Source organism: Stutzerimonas stutzeri (assembly GCF_002909485.1).
Taxonomy (GTDB): domain Bacteria; phylum Pseudomonadota; class Gammaproteobacteria; order Pseudomonadales; family Pseudomonadaceae; genus Stutzerimonas; species Stutzerimonas stutzeri_AH.
On record NZ_PPXG01000008.1, the window covers coordinates 50142 to 64244 of the forward strand.

Annotated in this window: 14 protein-coding genes; 6 read left to right on the forward strand and 8 right to left on the reverse strand. The window is 61.2% G+C overall.

The window, feature by feature from the left end; genetic code table 11:
• Positions 1-193: 193 nt before the first annotated feature.
• From yghU to CXK91_RS18200, 3 genes are all read left to right on the forward strand, one after another.
• Positions 194-1036: a glutathione-dependent disulfide-bond oxidoreductase gene (gene yghU / locus CXK91_RS18190; protein ID WP_103457480.1), complete on the forward strand. Its 843-nt coding sequence runs from the start codon at positions 194-196 to the stop codon at positions 1034-1036.
• 480 nt (positions 1037-1516) lie between these two features.
• Positions 1517-2332, forward strand: a complete 816-nt coding sequence (locus CXK91_RS18195) for a hypothetical protein (protein ID WP_103457481.1) — start codon at positions 1517-1519, stop codon at positions 2330-2332.
• 297 nt (positions 2333-2629) lie between these two features.
• A complete protein-coding gene (locus CXK91_RS18200) occupies positions 2630-3034 on the forward strand; it encodes a hypothetical protein (RefSeq protein WP_103457482.1) in 405 nt (134 codons plus the stop codon).
• Positions 3035-3216: 182 nt separating this feature from the next.
• Here the strand turns inward: CXK91_RS18200 and CXK91_RS18205 are convergent, their stop codons facing one another.
• A complete protein-coding gene (locus tag CXK91_RS18205; protein WP_103457483.1) occupies positions 3217-3720 on the reverse strand; it encodes a DUF4126 family protein in 504 nt (167 codons plus the stop codon).
• Positions 3721-3941: 221 nt separating this feature from the next.
• Between CXK91_RS18205 and CXK91_RS18210 the strand changes: the two genes are divergently transcribed.
• Positions 3942-5771, forward strand: a complete 1830-nt coding sequence (locus tag CXK91_RS18210) for a bifunctional metallophosphatase/5'-nucleotidase (protein WP_103457484.1) — start codon at positions 3942-3944, stop codon at positions 5769-5771.
• 246 nt (positions 5772-6017) lie between these two features.
• The gene (locus CXK91_RS18215; RefSeq protein ID WP_103457485.1) at positions 6018-7175 is read left to right on the forward strand and encodes a sensor histidine kinase; all 1158 of its coding nucleotides are present in this window, start codon (positions 6018-6020) and stop codon (positions 7173-7175) included.
• A gap of 74 nt (positions 7176-7249) precedes the next feature.
• On the opposite strand, the gene CXK91_RS18220 is transcribed toward CXK91_RS18215, so the two are convergent.
• Together CXK91_RS18220 and CXK91_RS18225 are read right to left on the reverse strand one after the other, a co-directional pair.
• On the reverse strand, positions 7250-7870 hold the full coding sequence (locus CXK91_RS18220; RefSeq protein WP_103457486.1) for a Type 1 glutamine amidotransferase-like domain-containing protein: 621 nt from the start codon (positions 7868-7870) through the stop codon (positions 7250-7252).
• 201 nt (positions 7871-8071) lie between these two features.
• Positions 8072-9907, reverse strand: coding sequence for an ABC transporter ATP-binding protein (locus CXK91_RS18225; protein WP_103457487.1), 1836 nt, complete (start codon positions 9905-9907; stop codon positions 8072-8074).
• 421 nt (positions 9908-10328) lie between these two features.
• Between CXK91_RS18225 and CXK91_RS18230 the strand changes: the two genes are divergently transcribed.
• Entirely contained in the window at positions 10329-11510 is a 1182-nt protein-coding gene (locus tag CXK91_RS18230) for a patatin-like phospholipase family protein (protein ID WP_103457488.1), read from the forward strand.
• A 219-nt stretch (positions 11511-11729) separates the two neighbouring features.
• Here CXK91_RS18230 and CXK91_RS18235 read toward each other — a convergent pair whose 3' ends face one another.
• The 5 genes from CXK91_RS18235 to CXK91_RS18250 all read right to left on the reverse strand — a co-directional run bounded on the left by CXK91_RS18235 (position 11730) and on the right by CXK91_RS18250 (position 13695).
• Entirely contained in the window at positions 11730-12023 is a 294-nt protein-coding gene (locus CXK91_RS18235) for a GNAT family N-acetyltransferase (RefSeq protein ID WP_103457489.1), read from the reverse strand.
• Positions 12024-12238: 215 nt separating this feature from the next.
• Positions 12239-12553 carry a GNAT family N-acetyltransferase gene (locus CXK91_RS23065; RefSeq protein WP_103457490.1) on the reverse strand — a complete coding sequence of 105 codons (315 nt, stop codon included), beginning with the start codon at positions 12551-12553 and terminating at the stop codon, positions 12239-12241.
• Positions 12513-12755, reverse strand: coding sequence for a hypothetical protein (locus tag CXK91_RS22765; RefSeq protein WP_181003981.1), 243 nt, complete (start codon positions 12753-12755; stop codon positions 12513-12515). The genes CXK91_RS23065 and CXK91_RS22765 overlap by 41 nt, the downstream gene beginning before the upstream one ends.
• Before the next feature lie 126 nt (positions 12756-12881).
• Positions 12882-13250 (reverse strand): VOC family protein, encoded by a 369-nt coding sequence (locus CXK91_RS18245; protein ID WP_103457491.1) that lies wholly within the window; start codon positions 13248-13250, stop codon positions 12882-12884.
• A gap of 121 nt (positions 13251-13371) precedes the next feature.
• Complete coding sequence (locus tag CXK91_RS18250; RefSeq protein ID WP_103457677.1) at positions 13372-13695, reverse strand: hypothetical protein; 324 nt, start codon at positions 13693-13695, stop codon at positions 13372-13374.
• Positions 13696-14103: the final 408 nt, after the last annotated feature.

Consider the following 14103-nt stretch of genomic DNA (forward strand, 5'->3'; position numbering starts at 1 on the left):
ACCCAACCCCCGCACCCCAATCCAAAGGTGGGCTTCAGCCCACCGTTCAGACTCCGCAACCACCGCTCGTTTCGCGCGCGCCCGAACGAACCATGAGCGGTCGATGACCAATATCGACAGGCTTGATTTCGACAGCGCCGGCGCGGCGCGTAGCATGTCCCGCTCATCCCCAGTACCCACTCGAGGAGCCCCCATGTCTGATACCCCCTACATCCCGCCGAAGGTCTGGACCCACGACGCGCCTTCGGGCGGAAAATTCGCCAGTATCAATGCCCCCACCGCCGGTGCACGGGAGGAGAAGGCGTTGCCGGTGGGCAAGCATCCGTTGCAGCTCTATTCGCTGGCCACACCCAACGGTGTGAAGGTGAGCATCATGCTCGAAGAACTGCTCGCCGCCGGCCACGCGGGCGCCGAATACGACGCCTGGCTGATCAACATTGGTGAGGGCGACCAGTTCGGCAGCGGCTTCGTCAAAATCAACCCGAACTCCAAGATTCCTGCGCTGGCCGATCACAGCATCGCGGGCGAGCCGCTGCGGGTGTTCGAATCCGGTTCGATCCTGGTTTACCTGGCGGAGAAATTCGGCGCCTTCCTGCCCACGGAAATCCGCGCACGCGCCGAAACGCTGAACTGGTTGTTCTGGCAGATGGGCTCGGCACCCTTCCTCGGTGGCGGCTTCGGGCATTTCTATGCCTACGCGCCGGAGAAATTCGAATACCCGATCAACCGCTACGCAATGGAGGTCAAACGCCAGCTCGACGTGCTCGACCGCCAGCTGGCCGACAACCGCTTCGTCGCTGGCAACGAATACACCATCGCCGACATGGCCATTTGGCCCTGGTATGGCGGACTGGTGCTCGGCGAGCTTTACGATGCGGCGGAATTCCTTTCGGTGCAGGACTACAAACACGTGCAGCGCTGGGCCGCGGCAGTGGCCGAACGCCCCGGCGTGATTCGCGGACGCAAGGTCAACCGCACCTGGGGCGAAGAATCCGAACAGGCCCCCGAGCGCCACAGCGCGGCGGATCTGGACTGAGTCATCCGGCAGGGTGGAAAACGGCGAAGCCTTTTCCACCAACTGCCAGCATCCCTCCTGCGTTGCACTCGTCTCGCCTCAAGACCTTTTCGCCTCCCGCTGCGCCTGGGAGAACCGCGCAGTGGATGCGCTGCGTCCCGATATTCACGAGATTGCCATACCGCAGAAGCTGCAGTGCCCAGGTGGATAACGGTCGGTTTGACCGTCTCCACTCCCGTCCTTCGCGTAGGCCCAGCTCAGCAACCCGCCTTCAGCAACACCCAAGGGCTCAACTTCAAAGGCGCCGCCGACCGCTATCTCAACCACCGCACTGACCGCTGATCCTCCACGCTGAACTATGCCGGTGCGCTCCGACCCAATACTTCATGAGCGCCGCTTTATCCGCGGCAGGCGCACCCAGCGTCGGTCCCAAGAACGGCCGCCATCCGGGCATGCGCAGCGCTCGGCAACCCAGTTGTTCAACGCAACGTGAGGTGAACCATGAGACATACACTGGTAGCAGCGTTCGCAACGCTGACCGACGCCAACCGCACCCGCGGCGATCTGATGGCGCGGGGCATTCCGCGGGAACAAATTCACGCCGTGGGCGCCGAGAGCGCCGACATCCACGCCTATGACGCGCCCTACACCACCACCCCCGATACACCCGTGGACCGCACGCACCACGAGTCCAAGATCGCGCATTTCTTCAAGTCTCTGTTCGGCCATGAGACCCATGAGCAGCACCGTTCCTACGCCCACGCTTATCCGGATGCGGTACGCCGAGGTGCTCTGGTGATCGCCGTGGATGTCGACGACGAAGATCAGCTGGCCCAGGCACGCGATGCGCTTGAGTACAACGGCGCCATCGACATCGATGAGCGTGGCGGCACCGGCACCGCCGACGGTTATCCCGGCCCTACCAGCCCGTACGCCGGTGCGACCGGCGGTGATAGCCACCTCGACAAACACTTCACTGCACCGGCAACGGGCACGGCTGGGGCCGGGATGCAATCGGCTAACGAGCGTTTCGGTGAAGGCGCCGGAACCAGCGCAATACCCGGCACAGGCCATACTACCGACCCTACCGACTACAACGACCGAAGCTCGGCCGATACCGGTCGCTACGACATTGGCAGCGCGGCCAAACGGGCCGGTACCGACTACCCGGACACCACAGCCACCACCGTCCCGACCGGTGCCGGCACGACCGGCCACGGCGCCAGCACCGAAGCGCCCGAAGTGATACCTGGTGTCGAAGCCCCCGACGCGAACCCACCGCGCGACCGTATCTATGTGATCCAGCGACCGAGCTGACTTCGACCCTGCAATGACCCACGGGCCGCACAATGCGGCCCGTTTTTTTGCACAGCCGCGAACCAGGGCCAGGCTGGGACGGCACCCGCCGGGTGGACTTCAACCCAGCAAAACGCGCCGAAAACCTCTGGTGGGCTGAAGCCGACCCTACGGATACGCGCTGCACCAGAGATCCGCGGCGCAGCGCCAGCTCTGCGGCGATTGGCGCAGGACCGAAGTGGTGAGCCTTGGAGGCGCCTGGCGTATTCTGGCGTTCCGGGCGGCCTGAACGCTGCCAAGTACGCCGAGGGCCACGCCATGGCAATCCTGAGAACCGCCTCGTCCTGCCTGACGCTTTGTCTTGTTGCTTCGAACGCCTGGGCGGCACAACCCGCCATGGAGCAGACAGAGGGCGCATCGAAGAGCGCCTTCGTCCTGCATGAAGGCGGCAATATGCACACCGATCAGGCAGCGCTGCGTGAACGTCGCGCCAGGGCCTATGAAATGGAGCTACGCGAAGCCGAAGACGAACTGATGGCGACCAAATACGCGATCACCCAGAAATACCTGGCCAAGCTGCCCGCCCATGACCGCGAGGCCATGCAGGCCGAGGTCGGCGCACAACACGCGACCTTCGCCTACCGTTACCCCGAAGCCCATGCGCGGCTGCTCCTCAGTAATCCGCACAAAAGCAAAACCAACGGGCAGGGCGCAATCCCGTAAGCGCCACCAACCAGTTGGCCTGTCGGTGGGCTAAAGCCCACCCTACAGCGGCCCCACGCGAGCCCCGGGGCAGCCTGGAAGCCAAGCAAACCAGCGCGTGCTCCAAGCCACACACGTAGGGTGGGCTTCAGCCCACCATCAATCCGCGAACCGCGAGCCTTGCGCTAGCCCGCCCTAAGTCCTTACCGCCGGCCGCGATCCGAAGCCAGTGCCCGCCGCAACCCCGCTCGACCAACCGTCAATGCCAGCCCCTCCTCGACCGCACCCAGCGCCGCATTGACCATCGGCCTCGGCTGATACGGTTTGCGTAAGCTCAGCCCGATCTTGGATGCGATCAGCGCCGCCGTCGCGCCGAGTAACGCCGGCACCAGCATCGGCTCGCGCCGCACACCCGCCAGCGCCGCTGCACTCACACCGCCGGACAGGGCACGGAACATCATCGACGGCACGATGGTGCGATCCGGTGCGAAGGGCATTTTGTCGCCGATCATCTCGCTGGCCGCGAGCACGGGCAGAAAGGTCTGCGCCGTATCCGACGTCAGCAGCTGCGCCGCCTCGCCCGCGCCGTCCAGATCATTCCGTTCACTCAACGCCCGGCTGACCAGCGCCGGCGCCAGCATGCTGCGCATGCCGGTCACGGCTCCGATTGCCAGGGCAGCCCAAAACAGATTGCTCGAAGTCGTCATCGTCAAATCCCCCTGTGGTTGCTAATACCGACCGAGCTCCTGCCGTAAGCGTTCGACGCTGCCGCGCAGTCGTCGACGGCTGACACGCTTGCAGCACGGACGTGGCGTTTTGCTACGCAACCGCACGTCGGCTCTCACCAGATCACCAACAGGCGGTCATCAACCTGCCACCTGCGCTTCCTAGTTTCGGAGCGACCCCACCGCCCCCGAGGAAAACAACAATGCGTAAGCGCGCACTGGATTGGCTGATCGCTGCTGGCCTGATCGGCCTCGCCACCCCCGCCCTGGCACAGGCTCAGCAACCGCTTCAGAAGCAGCCCGAGCACGGCTCCATCGAGCAGGACTACCGGGAAGAACGGCTCGAAGGTCTGCAGGCCAGGCAGCAGGCCAGTGAACGGCGCAGCTGGCGCGCTCCGGACTGGCGCCCCGAGCCGGTGGTGTCGGTAAACATCCTCGGCATCAACGATTTCCACGGCCAGCTGTCCCCGCGCACCGTCGCCGGGCGCCCCGCAGGCGGCGCGGCAGTGCTGGCGTCTTACCTGAAGTCGGCCAGTCGCGAATACACGCTCATCGTCCATGACGGCGACCAGGTCGGCGCATCGCCGCCCAATTCCGCGCTGTTGCGCGACGAACCGGCGATCAGCCTGCTCAACCTGCTGGCCAATCAATTCTGCCGTCCGTTCAGCTGGCAGATGGAACTATCCCGTCGTGCGCAGACCCTCGCCCAGCAGCGCTGCAACGTCATCGGCACGCTCGGCAACCACGAGTTCGACTACGGCAAGCAGGAGCTGCTGCGCCAACTCACCGGTGGCAACCACGCCAACGGGCCGTACCTCGAAGACATCTGGCAAGGTGCGCGCTACCCCACCGTGTCGAGCAACGTCATCGACCAAAGCACCGGCCAATCCCTGCTGCCGCCCTACTCCATCTACAACGCCGGCGGCGTGCGCATTGGCGTGATCGGTGCGGCGCTAAAGGAAACCCCCTCCATCGTCTCGCCCAGCGGCGTCGCCGGGCTGAGCTTCATCGACGAAGCGGCGGCGATCAACCGGTCGGTAGCCGAACTGCGCAGCCAAGGCGTGCGCGCTATCGTCGTCGCGTTGCACCAGGGCGGCCAACAGACCAGCTACAACGGCCCGACCAATGCCGAGGCGGACACCGTGGTCGGCCCGGTGGTCGACATCATCGAGCATCTGGATGACGAGGTGGACGTGGTTCTCTCCGGCCATGCCCATGGCTTCACCAATGCACTGCTGCCCAATGCCAATGGCAAGCCGATCCTGGTGACCCAGGCCTTCTCGGCCGGCACCGCCTATGCCGACATCGAACTGCTGGTCAGCCGCCGTAGCCGCGACATCGTCGAGAAATCCGCGGCCATCCTCACCACCTGGGGCGACCAGGGCGCCGGGCTCACGCCGGACCCGCAAGTCGCCGCGCTGGTGGCCCAGGCAGACGCACGGGTCGAGCCGCTGGTGGCGCGGGTGGTTGGCCTGGCGCAAACCGCCCTCACCCGCAGCGAAACGCCGGCCGGCGAATCCGCGCTGGGTAATCTGATCGCCGATGCCCAGCGCGTCGCCACCGAAGCGCAGATCAGCTTCATGAACCCGGGCGGTATCCGCGCCGATCTCGACAGCGGTGAAGTGACCTGGGGCGAGCTGTTCGCCATCCAGCCGTTCGCCAACGACCTGGTGTCCATGGACCTCACCGGCGCGCAGATAAAAACCATGCTGGAACAGCAGTGGATCGGCCAGAGCTATCCGCGCCTGCTCAAGCCATCCGGCATCCAATACAGCTGGTCCGCGAGCCGCCCCGAAGGCAATCGCGTGATCGAAATGCGTGACGCCAGCGGAGCGCCGATCAACCCGGCGGCGACCTACCGCGTCACGGTCAACTCCTTCCTGGCCGGTGGTGGCGACAACTTCAGCGTTCTCACCGAAGGCCAGAACCGCGTCGTCGGCCCGGTCGATCTGGACGCGCTAGTGGGCTACATCGAAACGCTGCCGCAGCCGTTCACTGCAAACATCGAGGGGCGTATTCAACGGGCGGACTGATTGAACTAGCCGCGGACATAGGGGCCAGATAGTTCTATCTGCCCCTTTTTTGTACCCCTTTTTGCTCGCAGCGGCAGGATCAGCCGCTGCGAAGCAGACTACGCGCAGAGCCTGAAACCGGCGGGTGCACATTGGGACGTTTACAGGCCATCGCCTTGGCCGCAGCTGCAACGGCGCTGAGATGCAAGAAGGCTCTCAGGTATTGGTTACGTTGACGCGGCACCCAACCTTTTGCGGAGCAGCCTCATGCGCCTAGCGGACTTCATCCTCGACAACCTCGAGCCCATTCTCCAGTCGTGGGAAGATTTCGCCAGAACCATCCCCGGCGCCTCTCGCACGATGGACGTGGATGCCCTGCGAGATCATGCCGAGCAGATGCTGCGGACCATTGCCGATGACTTGCGCACCAGCCAGTCGACAACCGAACAGATCGATAAGTCCATCGGTAAGGCAGACGGAAGCGCTGACGAAACGGCGGCGGAAACCCACGCGATACTGCGTCATGACGCCGGCTTCAGCATCAACGAGGTGGTTTCTGAGTACCGCGCCCTGCGCTCCAGCGTGCTTCGTAAGTGGCTGCAGGAAATAAAGAGCGGCACGGATTTCGAGGTCGAGGACATGACGCGTTTCAACGAGGCCATCGACCAGGCGCTCGCCGAATCCGTCAACAGCTACTCCCGAACCGTGACCAGCACGCGCAACATCTTCCTCGGCATTCTCGGACACGATCTGCGTACCCCGTTGGGCGCCATTCAGCTCGGCGCCGAGGTGCTGCTCCTGGATGACAATCTAGCGGCCAAACCGACCATGCTCGCCTCGCGCATCTACACCAGCGCCAAACGAGCCAACAAGATCGTCACCGACCTGCTCGACTTCACGCGCTCACAGAGCGGCTCGGGTATTCCGGTGCACCGCATAGAGATCAACCTGGCGGAGGTGTGCGAGGGCATGGTGGAGGAAGTACGGGCGTACAACCCCGAACGCCAGATCATCTACGAGACCAGCGGACGGCTGATCGGCCGGTTCGACGCACCGCGCATGGAGCAGGTGTTTTCCAACATGATCAGCAACGCCGTGCAGCATGGCAGCAAGACCGCACCCGTCAGAGTAGGCATGCATGTCGACCAGGCGCATGCCGTGTTCACGGTGCACAACCAGGGGGAACCGATCGCCAAAGACGCATTGGCGGACATCTTCAACCCCATGAGCCGCCACTCCCAGTACGCCGAAGGTGAGCACGGTCCGCACTCCGGGCTGGGCCTGGGACTCTACATCGCCAGCGAGATCATATCGGCCCACAAGGGCACCATCGGCGTTAAATCAAGCGCCGAGGCGGGCACCACCTTTACCGTAAGGCTGCCACTGGCGGAGCATGCGTCGAGGCGCGCGACAGACCACGAATGACCACCGCCCGGTTACTGATACGGTCATGCGTAAGCAGTAAAAGGCCGGAGGAACTCATCCCCGGGCTATTGCAATCAACTACCGGCCGTTTGCGTTTCGACATGGCTGCCCGTTATCGCGATCGCCTGATTATTGCTGAATGGGCGGAGGTCTAGAGTGTCTCCGTATTCACGCAGAACCTGCTCGACAGCATCGGCAAATGGCGCGTTTGTGTAATGGGGAAGCGGGTAGAAATCGACCAATCCCAGGGCAGTAAAGGAATCGAGATCAGGCGCCGCCGCGGCGTCATCCAGCGCCTGTAGATACTCAATGCCAGGGGCAAGCACAGCAGATCCGGCGGATTCGCCTACATAGCACTTGCCTGCCTTAACGTGTTCAACGATCAGACTGTCGGCGCCTGTCCGCTTGAGTTCCTGCAGCAAAAAGAACGTGTTCCCGCCTGACACATAGATGTAATCGCCACATTCAAGTTTGCGGACGACCTCTTCCTGGCTTGCGGTCGAAACTTCCAGCTCGTCAATGACCAGCCCGGCTTTGACGAGCGCGTCCTTGGCCGCAATAAGATAAGAATTCACTTCCTCGGCAAGGCTCGCCGTAGGGATTAACGTAACCGTCTTACCTTTGCATTCGCCCCGGGTAAAGGAGACGAATAAATCCACGACCTCGGCAAATGATGATGTTAGGAAAATATTCATCTCTACTTCTCCGCTCAATTGGATTAGCGCTGACCAAAGCTGTTTAGGCATAGAGAACCGTGCCGGCAAGGCCGCAGCGCTACCTGCTCGTAATCAGAACCGTGTTGGCAGGCGCGCTGAGGCCGTCCGTGACATTCACGCCCTGCAGCCTGGCCAAGCAGGTCGGTTGCGCAGCGCGGCCGACGTAACCGCTGCGCCTCCTCAATCAACACCAACGAAACCGCCCGTCTGGTGCTGCCACAGCCGCGCATAGAGGCCGCCGCGCTCGATCAGCTCGGCATGGGTGCCAGTCTCGATCACCTGGCCTTCATCGATCACCACCAGCCGATCCATACGGGCGATGGTCGACAGTCGGTGGGCGATGGCGATCACCGTCTTGCCTTCCATCAGGGTATCCAGACTCTCCTGAATGGCTGCCTCGACCTCCGAATCCAGGGCCGAGGTGGCTTCATCGAGCACCAGAATCGGTGCGTCCTTGAGCAGCACTCGCGCGATGGCGATGCGCTGGCGCTGCCCGCCGGACAGCTTGACCCCACGCTCACCGACCATGGCCTCGAAGCCAAGCCCGCCCTGGCCGTCGTCCAGCGTGGCGACGAAGCCATCCGCGCGGGCCTTGCGCGCCGCAGCCCACAGTTGTTCATCGCTGGCGTCAGGCTTGCCGTAGCGCAGGTTGTCGCGAATCGAACGGTGCAGCAGCGAGGTGTCCTGCGTGACCACGCCGATATTGGCGCGCAGGCTTTCCTGGCTGACCTCGGCGACGTTCTGCCCATCGATCAGGATGCGACCGCTTTCCAGGTCATAAAGGCGCAGCAGCAGATTGACCAGTGTCGATTTGCCCGCGCCCGACGGCCCGACCAGACCAATCTTCTCGCCCGGGCGGATGTCGATGCTCAGGCCACTGATCACGCCGCCCTTCTTGCCGTAGTGGAAATGCACGTCGTCGAAGCGCACGCCGCCCTGCTCCACCTGCAGCGGCTTGGCGTCCTCGGGGTCGAGCACATCGCGGGGTCGGACGATACTTTTCATGCCGTCCTGCACGGTGCCAACGTTCTCGAAAATGCCGTTGACCACCCACATGATCCACTCGGCCATGTTGTTGATGCGGATCACCAGGCCCAGCGCCAGGGCGATGGCGCCGGTGCTTATCAGCGCTTCGCTCCACAGCCACAGCGCTAGCGCGCCGGTGCCGACGATCAACAGGCCGTTCATGCAGGTGATCAGGAAGTCCAGGCTGGTGATGACGCGCGACTGCAGGCGGAATTTATCCAGCAGCTCCTGCATCGCCTCACGGGCGTAGCTTTCCTCTTCCTTCGAATGGGCGAACAGCTTGAGCGTGGCGACGTTGCTGTAGCCGTCGACCACGCGCCCCATGACCTTGGAGCGCGCCGAAGACGCGGCCGCCGAGCGCGCCCGAATACGCGGCACGAAATACCAGAGCGCCGCGCTATAGCCAATGATCCACAGCACCAACGGCACGATCAGGCGCACATCGGCAGCGGCGAACAGGTACAGCGCGCTGCCCGCGTAAACCACCACATGCCACAGCGCATCGATCACCTGCATCGCCGAATCGCGCAACGACGGCCCGGTCTGCATCACGCGCTGGGCGATGCGCCCGGCGAAGTCGTTCTGGAAGAAGTTCAGGCTCTGCTTGAGCACGTAGCGGTGGTTCTGCCAGCGGATCAGGTTGGTCAGCCCGGGGGTGATCGCCTGGTGCGTCAGCAGGTTTTGCAGACCCCACACTAGAGGCCGGATGATCAGCGCCACCAACGCCATCCACAGCAGATCGTTGCGGTGTTCAGTGAAGAAGGTGCGCGCATCACTGGTCGCCTGCGCCATATCGATCAACTGGCCGAGAAAGCTGAACAGCGCCACTTCGATCAACGCCGCGAAAAAGCCGATCACCAGCACGGCAGTCATCAATGGCCAGACCTGCTTCAGGTAATGCACATAGAACCGCAACATGCCGGCGGGCGGCGCAACGTCGGGGCTGGGTTTGAAGACATCGATCAGGTTTTCGAAACGGCTGAACAACATGGGGAACGGTCTGCTCTGGCGAGTGGGCGGGCGTTTGGCGTGTAGCGGTCGACGGACGAAGCCCGCCGATGAAATAGCGCCCTGTGGGGCAGTTGCTGTGCTCGAAGGCGAACCCACATGCTCTGGCATGCGGGTTACAGGATGAGGTTAGCAGTATGAGAGGCACTTGGCGCCCTTAACAACCTTGCCGAACGCTGTAACCGCAAGGGCTGCAGTCGTTGAGGCCCAGGGTAAAAAGGTCTAAACAGCGCACCGATGAACCCCGTGGCGAGAGACACGGGCATGTTTAGCTTGATAGCGTATTGCCCTGTGATGATCTCTGCCGCCTGCGCCGGCGAGGCGACTGTCTCTTGTTCAGTAACCTGTTGGTCATTGTTCTTGTGAGCAAAGCTCTACCGAAAACCTCGAATTGGAATCGACGATGACCGAGGACGCTGTAAAAAGCCCAGCTACCACAGGGCTCATCCTCTCGGGCGGGGGCGCGAGAGGGGCCTATCAGGTTGGCGTGCTGGCGGCCATTGCCGATCTGCTACCCGATTCTTCAGGCAATCCGTTCCCGGTGATCGTCGGTACCTCGGCGGGCGCGATCAATGCCGTCAGCCTCGCGTGCGGCGCCCTGCATTTTCACGAGGCAGTGCAGCGGCTAAGCAACGTTTGGCGCAGCTTCCATACCGATCAGGTGTACCGCAGTGACTGGCCTGGCGTATTGCGCCAAGCCAGTCGATTTCTCGGCCACAGCGTGCTCGGTATCGGCAAGCAGCTGCCCGTTGCGCTGCTCGACAGTTCGCCGCTGGCCAAGCTGCTCGAGCGCGAGCTGGACTTTTCCGGCATCGCCGCGGCAATACGCCATCGGCGTTTACGCGCGGTAGCCGTGACGGCATTCGGCTATGAGTCGGCCCAAGCGGTGACCTTCTACCAGGGACATGCTGCCATTGACCCATGGCTGCGCCATCGTCGGGTGGGCGTGCCGACCCGCCTGGCAATACCCCATTTGCTGGCCAGCACTGCCATTCCGCTGATCTTCGAGCCGGTAAAGATCAACCGCGAGTATTTTGGCGATGGCGCGGTACGCCAGACCGCACCGATCAGCCCCGCGCTGCACCTGGGCGCCACGCGAGTGCTGGTGGTCGGGGTCAGTGGCAACCCGGTGGATGACCAGAGCAAGACCGCTCCAACACCAAGGCCGACAGGCGCTATCCCGAGCCTGGCGCAAATCTCCGGGCACATGCTCAACAGCACCTTCATCGACAACGTCGAGACAGATATCGAGCTGCTGGAGCGCCTCAACCTGCTGGGGCAACTGGTGCCTGTCGAACAGCGCAAGCGCGCCTACGGCTTGACGCCCGTCGAAGTGCTGGTGATTTCCCCCAGCCAACCGCTGGACAAGATCGCCGCCCGCCACCGGCAAGAGTTGCCTGCGGCGATGCGGCTGTTCCTGCGCGGCCCTGGCGGCACGCGCGAAGGCGGCGGTGGGCTGCTGAGCTATCTGTTGTTCGAACCCGGCTACTGCAGTGACCTGATCGAACTCGGTTACCAGGATGCCATGGCCAAGCAAGCCGAGCTCAAGGCATTCCTGAGGCTCGACTGCCCAGAACACGCGTAGCCCCGCTGTTTCCGCCAAGTGATTGCAGAGCTTTAGCGGTGAGTGAGTTGCGGATCTCACGTGGACAAACGAAGCGTTGTCCTCCCTACATAGTTGCACTGCCTGCACCTCAGCACTTGCGTAGGGTTGAAAACGGCAGAGCCTTTTCCGCGCGCCAGGCCCAGCCGTCCTAGCAGATAGATCAAGCATGGAGATGGCAATGCGGTTTCGGCGCGCCGGTCAGGCCGGGTCGACCAGGTCCTGCCACTCCTCGTGCCGCTCGATGTACTTGGCGATAAATTCGCACTGCGGCACCACCCGTTTGCTGCGCCGCCGCGCATCCTCCAACGCGCCCTTGGCCAGCACACTACCCAACCCCTGCCCGGACAGGCTGGGGTCGACCTCGGTATGGGTGAAGACCATTTGCTCGCCCTGCTCGCTGTACTCGGCAACGCCGAGCGGCTTGTCATCTACAAGCAACTCGTAGCGGTGTTGCTCAGCATCGTGGCGGACGGTGGCTTGTCTATCGGTCATGGTGACTCTCCCCTGCTGGATGGATGACTGCAGCTAGAGGTACGAGTGGGCGCGGCGTACGAGGGTTCATGTGGCCTGACGCTTGGCCCGCCGCGCGAACTACAGAATGGGCAGGACGATGCCCATTAGAGACCGGAATACGAATTCAACCTGCGCTGACGACAGGATTGAAAAGCTATTCCACGCTGCTTATGGAGCAAGGACATACACAATCGTTATGCGGAATTTTTCAATCTACAAATCATTGGCTGAGCCATGAGCGCTGAGCCCACCCTTAGGTCTTCAGGCTGCCCAGCAGCGACAAAACCGAATGATCTGTAAAAACTAACTGCCGCCTCGTTGCTTGTTGTGACCGCAAGCGCCATAAGCCCACACCCTCTGCTGATAGCCCATGCTTCAATTTCACCTAGAAGTGACTTCGCTATACCTTTTCCCCTCAGCTCGGGCGGAACCCACATCTGATAAATGTGTGCGGTTCGCAGATCTTCTTTATCTATCAAGCCCCAGGGCGACGCCTGCGGGCTGGCCATCCAGCTCTGCGACTAGTGGCAGAGCATCAATATCCCGAAGTTTAAGATCCAATCGTGACTGCCATTGGGCGTCCGATAAGCCAACTTCGTGATCGTAAGTTGAGCCAAAAGAGTCAGGTGAATCCCTAAGCGAATTCAATCTGACAAATTTATATAACCTCCATTTTTCCGGGGTTAATACTTTTATTTCGAATTCACTCATGAGCAGGGTCCCTGTAGCGTGACTCTTTAGCGGTCGCAGGGCGGACTATCGGGACTCTCATCGACCCACGGCCTGGGCGCCGCCGATGCTCGGAGCCGCGGCATGCTGACGTGGGGTCAAATCTCCCTACTGCACAGCCTTGTGGCAAACAGCTTCGATGTTGTGCCCGTCAGGACCGACGATGAAGGCTCCGTAGTAATTCGGATGATAGTGGGGCCTCAAGCCAGGAGCGCCGTTATCTTTGCCACCCGCGGCGAGCGCGGCCTTATAGAACGCATCAACCTCGGCGCGCGAGTCGGCGGCTATGGCGATATGGAGGTGGGCCGGCACGTCCTTCGTTTCATACAGCCACATTGACGGCTTACCGTTGCGTCCTAACCCAATGCCGTTTGGTCCTTCCATAGCTGCCGTTACACCGAGCGGCGCAAGCGAGCTGAGATAGAACGCCTTGCTCTCCGCGAGGTTAGTGACTCCGAAACCGACGTGGTCAAACATTATTTATCTCCGATGATGGAACGCCGCAAACAAGTGATAAGAATGGCTACGAACCTAATGCCGCCATCACCAGCTACTTACCATAGCGAAGTATAGTTTTGGCAGCAGGCAGATGAAATTATTACGATCTTTCCTTTTTCATCAACCACTTACTTAATAGCACGATGAATGCAGGCCAGAACACCGTGTTAATCAAATCATGAAAGCTTGCTGACCAGCGCATATAGCCTAACGATTTCAAATCATCTCGCAGGTCCAAAACCTCCATCCCTCCTGCGATCAGGAACACCGGAAACAAAGCCAAAATATCAATTTTCCCACGACGCCAAATGAATACCGCCAAGAAGAAGACCAGCAAACCTATATGTATATGAATCGCATCTTTGGAAAGCGTCAAAACGTCCAGAATAATTAGCTTAAAACTCTGATATCCGGAACTTTCCATAATTTTCATCTACTTGTAGGTGGCAATGGACTCTCCCTGCTCCACGTTTCTTCTATAACACCGTGGTAACTGTTCGCTTGGAGAGGTGCGATGACGCGCATAGCGGTTGATTTGGCCAAGTCCGTTTATCAGGTAGTCTGGATACGGCCAAACCACGTCAAACTCCCCTAGAAAACGTGATCTGTCCCCTATTACACCTATTACACCTATTACACCTATTACATTACAACTCGTATAGGTTGGGGCGAGGACCATTGTTAGCTGCATAGTTCTAGCCTTGTGGAGGGCTACGCCGGAGAAAGTGACAGGGGGGGAGCTATGTAGCTAGCCACCTTAAAATAAATCTGTCCGCTGTCCGATTAGCGCTAGGGAAATGTTTCCATACGAGTATTCATAATGCTATTTGCG